The following is a 14,364-nucleotide window of genomic DNA, read 5'->3' as shown; positions in this document are numbered from 1 at the left end:
CGGAGCAGGTACGGGTCAGGCGGGTCCCGGGACGGGCAGGCCGCAGCCGCGCCGGGCCCGGGAGAGCTGTTCGGCGGGCTCGCCGAAGGCACTCCAGGGCATGCGCGAGGCGTACGGGCCCATCGCCGTGAAGACCGCCCGGGCCTCGAACCCGCACTGGGCCATGACCAGCGCGTGCGCGAGGTAGGCCAGGTCGAGCACCGGGGTGAAGCGGTAGCCGGCCACCGCGGGCAGCCAGTTGTGGTAGACCGCGAGCGCGGTGGAGCGCCACTGGGGCTGCTCCCAGACCCGGTCGGCGAGCAGTTGGGTGGGGTTGTAGCTCTCGACCAGGGCGACCAGCGGCAGCAGCCGGAGGGCGGAGTCCGTGGGCGCGCGCTGGCTGAGGAAGGCGGCCACGTCCCAGGCCGCGTTGACCGAACCGCCGTAACGGGTGAAGAAGCAGGACAGGAAGCGGTGGTGGCCCTCGCGGTTCCACGGGTCCAGGGTCAGGACGTGCGCGAACAGCCGCCACGGGCCGGGCGGGGCGGTGAGCAGCCCCTGCGGGGCGGGATCGCGCAGCCGGTGCAGCCGCGCCATGGTGAGCTTGGCGACCCAGGGAGTGGGGTCGCCGGGGGCCAGCGCGGCGGCCCGGTCGCAGGCGGTGAGCGCTATCCGCTCCAGTGCCTCGGCCCGTTCGTCGCGCGCGTCGGCGGCCCGCATCGCGCGCTGCACGGCCACCCGGGCCCACAGCAGCGCCGCCTCGGGCGTCGGATCCTCGGCCAGCCAGCGTTCGACGAGGTCGGTGCCGGCCGCCTCGGAGGCCAGCACGAGCGAGCGGTGGGCGCGCAGGGCGAAGTCGGAACGCGTCTCGGCGAGGGCTTCACCGGCGCTTCGATAACGGCCGGCGCGCACATCGACGCATACGCGCGCCAGGACGCGGTCGTCGGCCGCCGGATGCCACACATACTGCCCTTCGAATAACTCCGCGGCCATGTTCTCCTGTCCGTCCCCGTTACGACGCGCCGCACTCGCGCAGGAAGCACCTTACTCAGCAGTCGGCGCGCCTGGAACGCCGAATTTCACATATCGGTCAACGGATTTGGATGGATAATCCGTTTGATTGACCGGCGCTCAGCCAGTGGTTCAAGAAGTGACGTTTTCTCGCCACTCCGGTCCCGGCGCCGCCACACCGGCACCTGACGCTATGCACCGCTACTACACTGTTTCCGGAAAACACCCCACACCGCACCACACCTCGGGAATCACCATTCACGACCTCGCCGCCCGGCTGCGCGGGCTGCCCCCTTCACTGGGGCCGGTCCGTCTGATCGCTGTCGACGGGCACGCGGGGTCCGGGAAGTCCACCTTCGCCGGGCGGCTGGCCGCCGCACTCGGCGGGGCGCCGGTGCTGCACCTGGACGACATCGCCAGCCACGAGCGGCTCTTCGACTGGACCGAGCGGCTCACGGCCCAGGTGATCGGCCCACTGTCCCGGGGCGAGATCGCGCGGTACACCCCCTACGACTGGCGTGCCCGGGCGTTCGGCCCGCCGCGGCCGCTGCCGCCCGCGCCCGTGGTCGTCGTCGAGGGGGTCGGCGCCGGACGCCGGGCACTGCGGCCGCATCTGGCGCGGCTGCTGTGGATGGAACTGCCGCGCGAGGAGTCCTGGGCGCGCGGCCGGCTGCGGGACGGGGAGGAGCAGCGCGAGTTCTGGTCCGGGTGGGTCGAGGCGGAGCACGCGCACTTCGCCGCCGACCCCTCGCGCCCCCATGCGGATCTCCTGGTGCGGCAGACACGGGAGGGATACGAGGTGCTGACGGGACCGGCGGGCATCCCCGGACCGGACCAGAACGTCACTCACGGTGACGGACCGTCCGCGGTGCGGTGAGCGCACCCAAGACCCGTGCGGGGGAACTTCCTTGAGTGCTCCAGGTCCGCTTGACCGGGGAGCCTTGCAGGTCTTACGTTCTGAATGTGCGGCCTCGGAGCCGCCCACAGACGCGAAGCCCCCGGTTGTTCCCCCGTGATCGGGGGCTTCGTTCTGCCCGCGGACCGTCCTTCCGGCCGCCTCGCGCACCGAAACGCTCACCGTCGGTCACCATTTCGTGTGCGCCCCGTCTGCTCCCACCTCGCCGAACGGGCCGTGCGGCACCCTTCGGCACGCGGTCGTACCCCGGGTACGATGCCCTCGGTGCGACCTTCGAGCGACTGCCTCGCGCACCTGCAACTCCGGTCCGCGGTACAGCGGTTCGTCCGCGGCGGCCGTCGGGCGACTGCCCGGCGGTGAACCAACGGGGGCACGGTCTGTGGGGGACGTGATGGACTTCGGCACGCAGGGCCCGGAGGCCCCGGCCGACCTCGCCTGGCTGCGAGGTGTGGACGCCTACACGATGGGCGCCTATCCCCAGGCGGAGGAGGAGTTCCGGGTCGCCGTCCGGATGGACCCGGGGATGGCGGACGCCTGGCTCGGACTGCACGCGCTGCGGGTCGACACGACCACCGCGCTGCTGCGGATGTTCCGGCACCGGGAGCGCTTCGGGGAGCAGCGCGCCCGGCACCGCCGCACCCTCAACTCCTGGTACTGGCTCGGCTGGTGGGTGCAGCCGGTGCTGGAGAGCCCGCGCGATCTGCTGCTGGCGCACGCCTCGCACTGGCTGGACGGCCGGCACGTGCCCGAGCTGGACCGGGCGCTCGCCGGGCTGCCCCCGGTGGACACCGATCCGCAGGTCCGCTTCCTGCACGCCTGCCGCGCCTATCTGGTCAAGGACTGGGACCAGCTGGTGCGGCACACCGACCCTCTGCTCGACGATCCCCTCCTCGGCATCGAGGCTGGCCTCTTCGGCGGGATGGCCCGGGTGCGTCTGGAGATGTACGGCCAGGCCGAGCCGCTGCTCGCGGCGGCCCTGATGCGCTGCCGCAGCGAGCAGCCGCAGCGCAAGGAGCTGCGGTACTGGCTGGCGCGGGCGCACGAGGGCACCGGGCGCAGCGCCGCGGCGCTCCCCCTGTACCGGGCGGTGCACCGGATCGATCCGGCCTTCATGGACACCTCGGCCCGGCTGGCCGCGATCGCCGAGGGCGACGGGTACGACGATCCGGCCGACCTCGCGGCGATCACCCTGACCGGTGCCGGGGCGGACGCCATGGACGGGCCGGACACGCTCGATCCGCTCTTCGGCGCGGAGGGCCGCGATCTGCGGCTGACCGAGCCGGACCTGCCGACCGGTCCGCTGCCGTCGGGCTCCGACCCGCTGGTGCGCGTGAGGAGCGGAGTGGCCTCCTCCGTCCTGCCGGCCGGGCCGACGGATCCCGCGTTACTCGAGGAGGCGCTCGCCGAGCTGGAGCGGATGGTGGGGCTCGAGCCGGTCAAGCGCCAGGTCAAGGCGCTGTCCGCGCAGTTGAACATGGCGCGGCTGCGGGCCGGGCAGGGGCTGCCGGTGCAGCCGCCCAAGCGGCACTTCGTGTTCTCCGGGCCCTCGGGGACCGGGAAGACCACGGTCGCCCGGATCCTCGGGCGCGTGTTCTACGCGCTGGGGCTGCTCGGCGGCGACCATCTGGTGGAGGCACAGCGGGCCGACCTGGTCGGGGAGTACCTCGGGCAGACGGCGGTGAAGGCCAACGAGCTGATCGACTCCGCGATCGGCGGGGTGCTGTTCGTGGATGAGGCGTACTCGCTGTCCAACTCGGGGTACGGCAAGGGGGACGCGTACGGCGACGAGGCGCTGCAGGTACTGCTGAAGCGGGCCGAGGACAACCGGGACCACCTGGTCGTGATCCTGGCCGGCTATCCGGAGGGCATGGACCGGCTGCTCACCGCGAACCCCGGGCTCTCCTCCCGCTTCACCTCCCGGGTCGACTTCCCCTCCTACCGGCCGCTGGAGCTCACCGAGATCGGCAGGGTGCTCGCGGCGGAGAACGGGGACCAGTGGGACGAGGAGGCGCTGGAGGAGCTGCGGTCCATCGCCGGGCACGTCGTCGACCAGGGGTGGATCGACGAGCTGGGGAACGGGCGGTTCCTGCGGACGCTGTACGAGAAGAGCTGCGCCTACCGGGATCTGCGGTTGTCGGGGTATCCCGGGGCGCTGTCCCGGGGGGACCTCGCGACGTTGCGGCTGCCGGATCTGATGCAGGCGTACGGGGAAGTGCTGTCGGGGCGGGGGCCGCAGGATCCCTCGGCTCTCTAGGCGCCGGTGACTGGCGTCTGCCGGGGGTGCTCTGCCTGGGGTCGCAAGGCCCGCGGCTGTGCGGGCTCGATGCCCGTCGCCGTGCGGGCCGCCAGGGTGCCCGCGGCTGTGCGGCACCGCCCACCCGGCTTCGCGGCTGGGTGGGCGGTGGTGCGGAGGGGGGCCGGCGGTCAGGCCATGGCCTGTTCCGGGTTCTCGGTTGCTCTGGGTTCGGTGAGTTTTATGTCCGGGAGCCTGCGGTGGGCCGGGTCGCGGACCTCGCCGACCAGGAGTTCCAGAACGTCCTCAAGGGCCACCAGACCCAGGATCCGGCCCGACGCATCCGCGACCTGGGCCAGGTGGGTGGCCGCCCGACGCATGACCGTCAGGGCGTCGTCCAGCGGGAGCTCCGAGCGGAGCGTGGTCATGGGGCGCCAGACGTGCTGGGGGACGGCCCGGTCGGAGTCCTCCAGGTCCAGGACGTCCTTCACATGGACGTATCCCATGAAGGGACCCTTGTCCGCCGCCGCGACCGGGAAGCGGGAGTAGCCCGTGCGGGCCGTGAGCTGGACGATCTCGCCCGGGGTGACCGAGGGCGGCACGGTGATCAGGGACTCGCGCCGCAGCAGGACGTCCGTCACCGGGCGGGAGCCCAGTTCCAGCGCGTCCTCCAGGCGCTCCTGCTCCTCGGGATCCAGCAGGCCCGCCTGGCCGGAGTCCTCCAGCAGGCGGTTGAGCTGCTCACTGGTGACGACGGCCTCGACCTCGTCCTTGGGCTCGACCCGGAAGAGCCGCAGGATGCCCTGGGCACAGGCGCCGAGGGCCACCGTGATCGGCCGGCACACCCGGGCGAAGGCGACCAGCCCCGGGCTGAGCCACAGCGCGGCCTTCTCGGGGGCCGCCATGGCGAGGTTCTTCGGCACCATCTCACCGATGACGAGGTGGAAGAAGACCACCGCGGCGAGGGCGATGACGTATCCGAGCGGGTGGATCATGCCGGCCGGCAGGTGGATCCACTCGAAGACCGGCTCCAGCAGGTGCGCGACCGTGGGCTCGGCGACCGCGCCGAGGGTCAGCGAGCAGACGGTGATGCCGAACTGGGCGGCGGCCATCATCTGCGGCAGCCGCTCCAGGCCGTACAGCACCTGCCGGGCCCGGGCCGTGCCCAGCGGCTCGATCTGGCTGCGGCGGACGGAGACGAGCGCGAACTCGGCGCCGACGAAGAAGCCGTTGGCGAGTACGAGCAGCGCGGCGAAGACCAGTTGGAGGACGCTCATCGCACGGCCTCCATGACGTTCACGGCCGGGGCCGTGCGGACCAGGCGGACCCGTTCGGCGCGGTAGTGGCCCACCTGGCGCACGGAGAGCCGCCAGCCGGGCAGTTCGGCCCGGTCGCCGGGGGCCGGGATGCGGCCGAGCAGGTCGGCGACGAGTCCGGCGACGGTCTCGTACGGGCCCTCGGGCACGTCGAGGCCTATGCGCTTCAGGACGTCGACACGGCAACCGCCGTCCACGTCCCAGGCGGGCCGGCCGTCCTCCGGCGGGGCGGGGGCCAGCTCGGGCGCGTCCTTGGCGTCGTGCTCGTCGCGGACCTCGCCGACGAGTTCCTCGACGATGTCCTCCAGGGTGACCACGCCGGCCGTGCCGCCGTACTCGTCCACGACGACCGCGATGGGCTGCTCGCTGCGCAGCCGGGCGAGGAGGGGCTGGACGGGCAGCGTCTCGGGCACGAGCAGCGCCCTGCGCGCGATACGGCCGACCGGGGTACGCAGCCGGTCGTTCACGGGGACCGCCAGCGCGTCCTTGAGGTGGGCCATGCCGACCACGTCGTCGATCTTCTCCCGGTAGACCGGGAAGCGGGACAGCCCGGTGGCCCGGGTCAGGTTGACCACGTCCTCGGCGGTGGCCGAGTCCTGCAGGGCGCTGACCTTGACTCGCGGGGTCATGACGTGCTGCGCGGTCAGGTCGCCCAGGGACAGGGTGCGTACGAACAGGTCGGCCGTGTCCTGTTCCAGGGCGCCGGCCTGCGCGGAGTGCCGGGCCAGGGACACCAGTTCGCCCGGGGTGCGGGCGGAGGCCAGCTCGTCGGCGGGCTCGACGCCGAGGGCGCGCACCAGCCGGTTGGCGACCGTGTTCAGCGCGGAGATCACCGGGCGGAACAGCCGGGAGAAGAGGTGCTGGGGGCCCGCGACGAAGCGGGCGACCTGCAGGGGCCGCGACACCGCCCAGTTCTTGGGCACGAGTTCGCCGATCACCATCTGGATCGCCGAGGCCAGCAGCATGCCGGTGACCACGGCCACACCGGAGACGGCGCCCCTGGGGATGCCGATCGCGGTGAACGGGCCGCGCAGCAGCGCGGCCAGGGCCGGTTCGGCGAGCATGCCGACGACCAGGGAGGTGATGGTGATGCCGAGCTGGGTGCCGGAGAGCTGGAAGGAGAGCTCCTTCAGCGACTCCACGACCGTGCCGGCGCGCTTGTCGCCGTCGGCGGCGGCCTTCTCGGCGTCCGGGCGCTCGACCGTCACCAGGCCGAACTCGGCCGCCACGAAGAAGCCGTTGGCCAGGATCAACAGGAAAGCCGCTGCGAGGAGCAGCAGGGGGGTGGTCATGATGCCGCCGCCTCCATGTGGTGGGGGGAGGGGGCGGCGCAGGTACTACAGGACGATCCGTCCATCGCCGGAGGGGGTCACTCCTCGGGTAGCAGGAACCCCTGTGCACCGGGCGCGGTGCCACAGGGGTGGAGGCGCGACGAAAAACGCCTCCACCTCCAGATTAATCAAGACACGGCCCGGTGCGGCAGGGCGGACGTCACCGATTCATCCCTGATCTTCGCCGGCCGGGGCCGTCGAGCGGGCCTCGGTGAGCGCCCGGAGCGCCCGCGCGTCGGCGATGGCGCGCTGCTTGGCGAGGCCCGGCTGGATGCCGAGCGCGGGCAGGCTGGTGCCGTCGCTGAGGTTGAGGAACACCCACGGATCGCCCGGACGGAGGTTCACCTGAAGGATTTCCGCCCAGGCCAGGCGCCGTTTGCTCACGATGTTGACCACGGTGACGCCGGACTCGTCGGCGACCACCTTGACCCGGGCAAGCTGCGCCAGCGCCCAGAAGATGAGCGCTCCGGTGACGAAGAAGCTGGCCCGCTCACCCGGACCCAGGTCCAGCAGCATGGCGACACCTGAGATGACCAGGAAGATCGCCACACCGGCGGTGAGCAGGATCACCCGCGTGTGGCCCGGCCGGAAGGTCACGGGGAGGGCGGGAAGCTCGGACATCTGTTCGCGTACCTCTTACAGGCGGCAGGCGTGGATGGCGGTGGTCAGGATGGCCCGGGCGCCGATCTCGTAGAGGTCGTCCATGATCCGCTGCGCCTCCTTGGCGGGGACCATGGCGCGGACGGCGACCCAGCCCTCGTTGTGCAGCGGGGAGACGGTCGGCGACTCCAGGCCGGGGGTGAGCGCGACGGCCTTCTCGAGCTGCTCGACGCGGCAGTCGTAGTCCATCATCACGTACGTCCGGGCGACCAGGACGCCCTGGAGGCGCCGCAGGAACTGCTGGACCTTCGGCTCCTCGCCGTCGGCGCCGGTACGGCGGATGACGACGGCCTCGGACTTCATGATGGGCTCGCCGAAGACCTCGAGACCCGCGTTGCGCAGGCTGGTGCCGGTCTCCACGACGTCGGCGATGACCTCGGCGACGCCCAGCTCGATGGCGGTCTCGACGGCGCCGTCGAGGTGGACGACCGAGGCGTCGACCCCGCTGTCGGCGAGGTGCCCGGCGACGATGCCCTCGTAGGAGGTGGCGACCGTCCGGCCCTTGAGGTCCGCCACGCCCGCCGCGGTGCCGGGCTTGGCGGCGAAGCGGAACGTCGAGCGGGCGAACCCGAGCGGCAGGATCTCCTCGGCGTCGGCACCGGAGTCGACCAGCAGGTCGCGGCCGGTGATGCCGATGTCGAGCCGGCCGGAGGAGACGTAGATCGCGATGTCCCGGGGGCGGAGGTAGAAGAACTCGACCTCGTTCACCGGGTCGACGATCCGCAGCTCCTTGGACTCCCGGCGCTGCTGGTAGCCGGCCTCATGCAGCATCTCCGCCGCAGGGCCGGACAGGGAACCCTTGTTGGGGACGGCGATGCGCAGCATGAGGTCGGCTTCCTTTGCGTTCAGGGAGAGGGGGATCGTGAGCCGGCGCGGCTCAGAGGTGGGCGTAGACGTCGTCCAGGGAGATGCCGCGGGCGACCATCATCACCTGGACGTGGTACAGCAGCTGCGAGATCTCCTCGGCGGCCGCCTCCTTGCCCTCGTACTCGGCGGCCATCCACACCTCGGCGGCCTCCTCGACGACCTTCTTGCCGATGGCATGGACCCCCTTGCCGACCAGCTCTGCGGTGCGGGAAGTGGCGGGATCGCCCTGGGCGGCCTTGTGCTGGAGCTCGGTGAAGAGCTCCTCGAAAGTCTTCTTGGACATGGTGATGCCCACCCTACGCGGTGTGGGCGACTCCTCAGTGCCAGGGTTCGGATACCGAGCGGAGTGTGGCCGCGGTGGCGACCGCGGCGGTGACCGCCTCGTGGCCCTTGTCCTCGCTGGAGCCCTCGATGCCGGCCCGGTCCAGGGCCTGTTCCTCGGTGTCGCAGGTGAGCACGCCGAAGCCGACCGGGACGCCGGTCTCCACGGAGACCTGGGTGAGGCCCTGGGTGACCCCCTGGCACACATAGTCGAAGTGGGGGGTTCCGCCGCGGATCACGACGCCGAGGGCGACCACGGCGTCGTAGCCGCGGCTCGCGAGGACCTTGGCGGCGACCGGGAGCTCGAAGCTGCCGGGGACCCTGATCAGGGTCGGCTCGTCGATCCCCAGTTCGTGCAGGGCGCGCAGGGCGCCGTTCACCAGACCGTCCATCACCTTCTCGTGCCACTGGGCCGCGATGACGGCGACCCTGAGGTCGCTCGCGCCCCGTACGGACAGCTCCGGTGCACCCTTGCCGCTCACATCTCTCCTCAGTGCTGTTCGCTTACTGGTTGCCGCAGGTGGACCCGGGCGCGGCCGCGGAGGCGGCCACGGCCGGGGTGTCCAGCCAGGGCAGGTCGTGCCCCATCCGGTCCCGCTTGGTGCGCAGGTACCGGAGGTTGTGCTCGCCCGCCTGGACGGGCATCGGCTCGCGGCCGGTGACCTTCAGGCCGTGGCGCAGCAACGCGTCGGTCTTGTCGGGGTTGTTGGTCATCAGGCGGACGCCGCGCACGCCGAGGTCGGCGAGGATCCGCGCGCCGGCGCCGTAGTCGCGGGCGTCGGCGGGCAGGCCGAGCTCGAGGTTGGCGTCGAGGGTGTCGTGGCCCTGCTCCTGCAGTTGATAGGCGCGCAGCTTGGACAGCAGGCCGATGCCGCGCCCCTCGTGCCCGCGCAGGTAGACCACGACACCCCGGCCCTCGGCCTGGATGCGTTCCAGGGCGGCGTCGAGCTGGGGCCCGCAGTCGCAGCGCAGGGAGGCGAAGACGTCGCCGGTGAGGCATTCGGAGTGGACGCGGACCAGGACGTCCTCGCCGTCGCCGATCTCGCCGTGGACGAGGGCGACGTGCTCGACGCCGTCGACGGTGGAGCGGTAGCCGTAGGCGGTGAAGGTGCCGTGCCTGGTGGGCAGTCGGGTCTCGGCCTCGCGGCGGACGGTGGGCTCGCTGCCGCGGCGGTAGGCGATCAGGTCCTCGATGGAGATGATCGTCAGGCCGTGCTTGCGGGCGAACGGGATCAGTTCGGGCAGCCGCAGCATCCGGCCGTCCTCGCCGGCGATCTCCACGATGGCGCCGGCCGGGCGCAGGCCCGCGAGCCGGGCGAGGTCCACGGCGGCCTCGGTGTGGCCGTTGCGGGTCAGCACGCCGCCGGGCCTGGCGCGCAGCGGGAAGACATGGCCCGGGCGGACCAGGTCGGTGGGCTCGGCGGTGCCGCTCGCCAGCAGCTGGAGCGTGGTGGCGCGGTCGGCGGCCGAGATGCCGGTGCTCACACCGTGCGCGGCGGTGGCGTCCACGGAGACGGTGAAGGCGGTCTTCATCGACTCGGTGTTGTCCTCGACCATCTGCGGCAGCCGCAGCCGGTCCAGTTCCTCCCCCTCCATGGGGGCGCAGATCAGGCCCCGGCACTCGCTCATCATGAAGGCGACGATCTCGGGGGTGGCCTTCTCGGCGGCGATGACGAGGTCGCCCTCGTTCTCCCGGTCCTCGTCGTCGACGACGACGATCGGGCGGCCGGCCGCGATGTCGGCGATGGCCTGCTCGACGGGGTCGAGCCCGAAGTCCTCGATGCGTTCGGTGCTGTGGAGCAGAGGTGCCGAGGTCATGCCGGCGCTCCTTCCAGAACGGGCCGCGCGTCCTTGCGGGAGCGCAGCCACCAGTCGCGCATGCCCCACAGGACGAGCGCGCCGTAGATGACGTAGACGAAGCCGGAGAAGGCGTAGCCGTTGGCGAAGTTGAGGGGCACGCCGACGAGGTCGACGAGCAGCCAGGCGATCCAGAACTCGACCATGCCCTTGGCCTGGGCGTACATGGCGACGATGGTGCCGACGAAGATGTAGGCGTCGGGCCAGGGGTCCCAGGAGAGGCTCGGGTACGCCGTGAACAGCAGGGCGACGGCGACGGTGCCGGCGGCAGCGGCCGCGAGCATCACCGCCCGCTCGGTCCAGTTGGCGAACCGGGGGGTGATGTGGCCGTCCAGGGCCCGGTCCTTGCGGCGCTGCCACTGCCACCAGCCGTACAGCGCGACGACCATGACGACGGCCTGCTTGCCGGCGCTGCCGGCCAGGTGGCCGTAGAAGGCCCCGAAGAGGACCAGGCCGGACAGGAACTGCACGGGCCAGGTCCACAGCGAGCGGCGCCAGCCGAGGGCCAGGGTGATGAGGCCGAGGATGTTGCCGGTCATGTCGGACCAGATGATGTGCTGCCCGAAGAGGGTGAAGGCCTCGGAGTTCATCCAGTTCACTTGCCGTCCCCCTGTCCGGCCGCGAGCAGCCGCTCCACGTACTTGGCGATGACGTCGACCTCGAGGTTGACCGGGTCGCCGGGCTGCTTGTGGCCGAGCGTGGTCAGGGCGAGGGTGGTCGGGATGAGGCTGACCGTGAAGTGGTCGGGGCCGGCGTCGACGACGGTGAGGCTGATGCCGTCGACGGTGATGGAGCCCTTCTCGACGACGTAGCGGGCGAGGTCCGCGGGCAGCGAGACCTTCACGATCTCCCAGTTGTCGGACGGCTTGCGCTCCAGGACCTGTCCGGTGCCGTCCACGTGCCCCTGCACGATGTGCCCGCCGAGGCGCGCGCCCACGGCGGTGGGGCGCTCGAGGTTGACGCGGGAGCCGACACCGAGCGCGCCCAGGCTGGAGCGGTCCAGCGTCTCGGCCATGACGTCGGCGGTGAACTCGTCGCCCTCGTGGTCGACGACGGTGAGACAGACCCCGTTCACGGCGATGGAGTCGCCGTGCTGCGCGCCCTCGGTCACGATGGGGCCGCGGAGCCGGAAACGGGAGGCGTCGCCGAGATTCTCGACGGCGGTGACCTCACCCAGCTCTTCGACGATTCCGGTGAACACTTCCCGGGTCCTCCTGCCTCAAGGGGCACGGACTCCGGGGCCTGTCGAAGACGACAGAATGAACGGGAAGACAGCTCCGGGACGACGCCGAACAGGGACCCGTCCGCCCGCGGACGAGCCCAGATACGGCGACGCGCATGAGAGCATGCCCGCCCGCCGCGCACTGCCTCCCATCCGGACTTTAACCGTCGGTCCAGGAGTTTCACCTGGTCAACCGGCCGCTGGAAGCGACCGGGTCGCGGACTGTAACCGCCGGTTCGGACTTTCACCGACCCCGGAGTGCGCTGCTTCTGGTACAGGGCCAGTGTGCCACGGCCGGTAGGGGTCCATGCGGGTGAATGATGTGGAGTGACTCACAGACGGCCCGTCCGGGCTTCCGCGAGCGGCCGATTGGTCCGGACCATTGACCACACTGGTCTAGTCCTTTTAGGGTGCGGGCGGGCCCGGCGGCGGTGACGACGGCCCTTGCCCGCCGCCGGGCCGCCAGGGCGGACGCGGCCGCCGCCGCGCGGCTGTCACATTTCACGGGGCCGCCTTGTCCCAGCGGACGAAGGGCACTTCACTCGGGAGTGCTCCGGTGTCCGGAGGGACGGAGACAGCATGACCACGATCCTGGTGACCGGTGGGACCGGCACGCTCGGCCGGCTCGTCACCGAACGGCTGCGGGCGGACGGGCACGAGGTGCGGGTGCTCAGCCGCCACACCCGGCCGCACGCCGTCGACCTGCGCGAGGGCGGGCCCGCCCTGGACACGGCCCTAGCGGGCGTGGAGACGGTCGTGCACTGCGCGAGCAGCCCGCGCGGCGGGGACGAACGGGCGGCGGACCACCTGATCGCGGCGGCACGGCGGGCCGGCGTGGGCCACCTGCTCTACATCTCCATCGTGGGCGTCGACCGGGTGCCGCTCGGCTACTACAGGTCGAAGCTCGCGGTGGAGCGGCGGATCGAGGAGTCGGGGCTCGGCTGGACCGTGCTGCGGGCGACGCAGTTCCACGACCTGGTGGCCTCGGTGCTGCGGGGACTGTCCAGGTCACCTGTCCTGCCGCTCCCGGCGGGGGTGTCGGACCAGCCCATCGAGGTGGCCGAAGTCGCGGACCGGCTGGCCGGGTTGGCCGTCGCGCCGCCGGCCGGGCGAGTCTCCGACATGGGCGGCCCGCAGGTGCGGTCGTTCGAGTCGCTGGCCCGCGCCTGGCTCGGGGCGGCCGGGCGGCGCCGGGCGCTGGTGAACGTACCGCTGCTCGGCGGCACGTACCGCGCCTTCCGCGCGGGCGGCCATCTGGCGCCGGAGCAGGCGGTGGGCAAGGGCACCTTCGAGGACTACCTGGCACGGCGGCCGGGGCTCCGGCGGTAACCGGGCGGGCGGCTCCGCCCGGAGGGGCCGGCGGTCGGCCAGGGACGAAGACCCGGTCACCGGGGAGGAGGGCCGGGCCGGCCCCTCCCGGACGGGTCCTGGCGGTCGGCCGGGGCGAACAGTTCGTCCTGGGCCCGGTCCCGGGCCGTCAGCAGGGCGCCGCGCAGGACCGCGGAGCCGCCGAGGCGGCCGGCCCGGACCTCGGTGACCAGCGGGGACATCCGGCGCAGCCGCTCGGCGACGCGCTCGGCGAGCACCGCTCCCCCGGCCTGCCCGATCTCCCCGCCGAGGACCACGCAGCCCGGGTCGAGGATGGAGACCACGGAGGCGGCCCCGATGGCGATGCGGTCGGCGAGGGCGTCGAGGAAGCGTTCGGCGGGGCCGGCCCCGGCCGCCTCGCCGGGCGGGGCCGTCACCCGCGCCACGGCCGCGCGCACCACCATCGCCACGCCCGGCCCGTCGGCCGCCTCCGCCCCCGGCAGACCGTGCTCCCCGGCCAGCCGGGTGATCGCCGCCGCTCCGGCCAGGGAGTGGAAGCCGCCGTCGCAGTCCGTCGCCGACGGCAGGGACGGCGTGCCCGGGACCGGCAGGAAGCCGATCTCGCCCGTACCGCCGGAGGCACCGCGGCGCAGGGCGCCGTCGAGGACGACCGCGGCGCCGACGCCATGGCCCAGCCAGAGCAGGACGAAGGTGTCCCGGTCACGGGCGGCACCCTCGCGCTGCTCGGCCAGGGCGGCCAGATTGGTCTCGTTCTCCACGGTCACCCGGGCCCCGGGCAGCCGTTCCTGCAGGGCCGCGGCGAGCCGGCGGTGCCAGGCCGGCAGCCCCCCGGAGTCGCGGAGATCGCCGGTGGCGGGGTCGACGAGGCCCGGCGCCCCGATCCCGACGGTGTGGAGCCGCCGACCCCCGGCCTCCTCGACCGTCCGCTGCACCGCGGCCACCGCCTGCTCCACGGCGGGTCCGGTCCCGGTGTTCCCGCCGATGGGCACCGAACCCTCGGCCAGCACGCGCCCCACCAGATCGGAGACCAGCACGAGGACACCCTCGGTGCGCACGTCGAGCGCGGCCAGGTGGGCGCGGTCGGCGACGATGCCGTACAGCCGGGCGTTGGGGCCGCGGCGCTGCTCGCCGGACTCCCCCACCACCGTGATCAGACCCGAGGCGCTGAGCCGCTCGACGAGGTCGGCGACCGTGGGCCGGGACAGTCCGGTCAGCTGCTTCAACTGCCCTGCCGTCAACGGACCTTCCCGCTGCAGCAGACGCAGGGCGAGCCGGTCGTTGATGGCCCGGGCGGTGCTCGGTGATGCGGGCATGACGGGCAT

At 72.5% G+C, this 14,364-nt stretch carries 14 protein-coding genes and 1 riboswitch; of the genes, 3 read left to right on the top strand and 11 right to left on the bottom strand.

Going from position 1 to position 14,364, the window contains the following annotated elements; all coding sequences use genetic code 11:
• Nucleotides 1–15: 15 nt before the first annotated feature.
• The gene (locus ACZ6B1_RS22075; RefSeq protein WP_468780794.1) at nucleotides 16–972 is read right to left on the bottom strand and encodes a hypothetical protein; all 957 of its coding nucleotides are present in this window, start codon (nucleotides 970–972) and stop codon (nucleotides 16–18) included.
• Nucleotides 973–1,183: 211 nt separating this feature from the next.
• On the opposite strand from ACZ6B1_RS22075, the gene ACZ6B1_RS22070 reads away from it, so the two are divergent.
• Both ACZ6B1_RS22070 and ACZ6B1_RS22065 read left to right on the top strand, forming a co-directional pair.
• Nucleotides 1,184–1,867, top strand: coding sequence for a hypothetical protein (locus tag ACZ6B1_RS22070; protein ID WP_468780792.1), 684 nt, complete (start codon nucleotides 1,184–1,186; stop codon nucleotides 1,865–1,867).
• A 430-nt stretch (nucleotides 1,868–2,297) separates the two neighbouring features.
• Nucleotides 2,298–4,160, top strand: a complete 1,863-nt coding sequence (locus tag ACZ6B1_RS22065) for an AAA family ATPase (protein WP_468780790.1) — start codon at nucleotides 2,298–2,300, stop codon at nucleotides 4,158–4,160.
• 170 nt (nucleotides 4,161–4,330) lie between these two features.
• Here the strand turns inward: ACZ6B1_RS22065 and ACZ6B1_RS22060 are convergent, their stop codons facing one another.
• From ACZ6B1_RS22060 to ACZ6B1_RS22020, 9 genes are all read right to left on the bottom strand, one after another.
• Nucleotides 4,331–5,416, bottom strand: a complete 1,086-nt coding sequence (locus tag ACZ6B1_RS22060) for a hemolysin family protein (protein ID WP_468780789.1) — start codon at nucleotides 5,414–5,416, stop codon at nucleotides 4,331–4,333.
• Nucleotides 5,413–6,747 (bottom strand): hemolysin family protein, encoded by a 1,335-nt coding sequence (locus ACZ6B1_RS22055; RefSeq protein WP_468780787.1) that lies wholly within the window; start codon nucleotides 6,745–6,747, stop codon nucleotides 5,413–5,415. Before ACZ6B1_RS22055 ends, ACZ6B1_RS22060 begins: the two co-directional genes overlap by 4 nt.
• Before the next feature lie 207 nt (nucleotides 6,748–6,954).
• On the bottom strand, nucleotides 6,955–7,407 hold the full coding sequence (locus tag ACZ6B1_RS22050; protein ID WP_468780785.1) for a PH domain-containing protein: 453 nt from the start codon (nucleotides 7,405–7,407) through the stop codon (nucleotides 6,955–6,957).
• Nucleotides 7,408–7,422: 15 nt separating this feature from the next.
• Entirely contained in the window at nucleotides 7,423–8,271 is an 849-nt protein-coding gene (gene hisG / locus ACZ6B1_RS22045; RefSeq protein ID WP_468780783.1) for an ATP phosphoribosyltransferase, read from the bottom strand.
• Nucleotides 8,272–8,323: 52 nt separating this feature from the next.
• Entirely contained in the window at nucleotides 8,324–8,596 is a 273-nt protein-coding gene (locus tag ACZ6B1_RS22040) for a phosphoribosyl-ATP diphosphatase (protein WP_019983911.1), read from the bottom strand.
• A 34-nt stretch (nucleotides 8,597–8,630) separates the two neighbouring features.
• A complete protein-coding gene (gene ribH, locus ACZ6B1_RS22035) occupies nucleotides 8,631–9,116 on the bottom strand; it encodes a 6,7-dimethyl-8-ribityllumazine synthase (protein WP_468780780.1) in 486 nt (161 codons plus the stop codon).
• A gap of 22 nt (nucleotides 9,117–9,138) precedes the next feature.
• Nucleotides 9,139–10,452 carry a bifunctional 3,4-dihydroxy-2-butanone-4-phosphate synthase/GTP cyclohydrolase II gene (locus ACZ6B1_RS22030; protein WP_468780778.1) on the bottom strand — a complete coding sequence of 438 codons (1,314 nt, stop codon included), beginning with the start codon at nucleotides 10,450–10,452 and terminating at the stop codon, nucleotides 9,139–9,141.
• Nucleotides 10,449–11,090 carry a nicotinamide mononucleotide transporter family protein gene (locus ACZ6B1_RS22025; RefSeq protein ID WP_468780776.1) on the bottom strand — a complete coding sequence of 214 codons (642 nt, stop codon included), beginning with the start codon at nucleotides 11,088–11,090 and terminating at the stop codon, nucleotides 10,449–10,451. Before ACZ6B1_RS22025 ends, ACZ6B1_RS22030 begins: the two co-directional genes overlap by 4 nt.
• Complete coding sequence (locus ACZ6B1_RS22020) at nucleotides 11,087–11,692, bottom strand: riboflavin synthase (protein WP_468780774.1); 606 nt, start codon at nucleotides 11,690–11,692, stop codon at nucleotides 11,087–11,089. Before ACZ6B1_RS22020 ends, ACZ6B1_RS22025 begins: the two co-directional genes overlap by 4 nt.
• Before the next feature lie 156 nt (nucleotides 11,693–11,848).
• Nucleotides 11,849–11,979: riboswitch (FMN riboswitch) on the bottom strand.
• A 313-nt stretch (nucleotides 11,980–12,292) separates the two neighbouring features.
• Here ACZ6B1_RS22020 and ACZ6B1_RS22015 point away from each other — a divergent pair.
• Nucleotides 12,293–13,042: an SDR family oxidoreductase gene (locus tag ACZ6B1_RS22015; protein ID WP_468780772.1), complete on the top strand. Its 750-nt coding sequence runs from the start codon at nucleotides 12,293–12,295 to the stop codon at nucleotides 13,040–13,042.
• 56 nt (nucleotides 13,043–13,098) lie between these two features.
• On the opposite strand, the gene ACZ6B1_RS22010 is transcribed toward ACZ6B1_RS22015, so the two are convergent.
• Nucleotides 13,099–14,355: an ROK family transcriptional regulator gene (locus tag ACZ6B1_RS22010; protein ID WP_468780770.1), complete on the bottom strand. Its 1,257-nt coding sequence runs from the start codon at nucleotides 14,353–14,355 to the stop codon at nucleotides 13,099–13,101.
• Nucleotides 14,356–14,364: the final 9 nt, after the last annotated feature.

The sequence above is a fragment of the Streptomyces sp. NPDC041129 genome, assembly GCF_055592265.1.
The sequence above is the reverse complement of the archived record's forward strand: the minus strand, read 5'-3'. Positions and strand labels throughout refer to the sequence as shown.

Coding starts and splice junctions, on each gene's coding strand:
- ACZ6B1_RS22075 (WP_468780794.1), bottom strand. CDS start 972: ATGGCCGCGGAGTTATTCGAAGGGCAGTATGTGTGGCATCCGGCGGCC.
- ACZ6B1_RS22070 (WP_468780792.1), top strand. CDS start 1,184: ATGCACCGCTACTACACTGTTTCCGGAAAACACCCCACACCGCACCAC.
- ACZ6B1_RS22065 (WP_468780790.1), top strand. CDS start 2,298: ATGGACTTCGGCACGCAGGGCCCGGAGGCCCCGGCCGACCTCGCCTGG.
- ACZ6B1_RS22060 (WP_468780789.1), bottom strand. CDS start 5,416: ATGAGCGTCCTCCAACTGGTCTTCGCCGCGCTGCTCGTACTCGCCAAC.
- ACZ6B1_RS22055 (WP_468780787.1), bottom strand. CDS start 6,747: ATGACCACCCCCCTGCTGCTCCTCGCAGCGGCTTTCCTGTTGATCCTG.
- ACZ6B1_RS22050 (WP_468780785.1), bottom strand. CDS start 7,407: ATGTCCGAGCTTCCCGCCCTCCCCGTGACCTTCCGGCCGGGCCACACG.
- hisG (WP_468780783.1), bottom strand. CDS start 8,271: ATGCTGCGCATCGCCGTCCCCAACAAGGGTTCCCTGTCCGGCCCTGCG.
- ACZ6B1_RS22040 (WP_019983911.1), bottom strand. CDS start 8,596: ATGTCCAAGAAGACTTTCGAGGAGCTCTTCACCGAGCTCCAGCACAAG.
- ACZ6B1_RS22030 (WP_468780778.1), bottom strand. CDS start 10,452: ATGACCTCGGCACCTCTGCTCCACAGCACCGAACGCATCGAGGACTTC.
- ACZ6B1_RS22015 (WP_468780772.1), top strand. CDS start 12,293: ATGACCACGATCCTGGTGACCGGTGGGACCGGCACGCTCGGCCGGCTC.
- ACZ6B1_RS22010 (WP_468780770.1), bottom strand. CDS start 14,355: ATGCCCGCATCACCGAGCACCGCCCGGGCCATCAACGACCGGCTCGCC.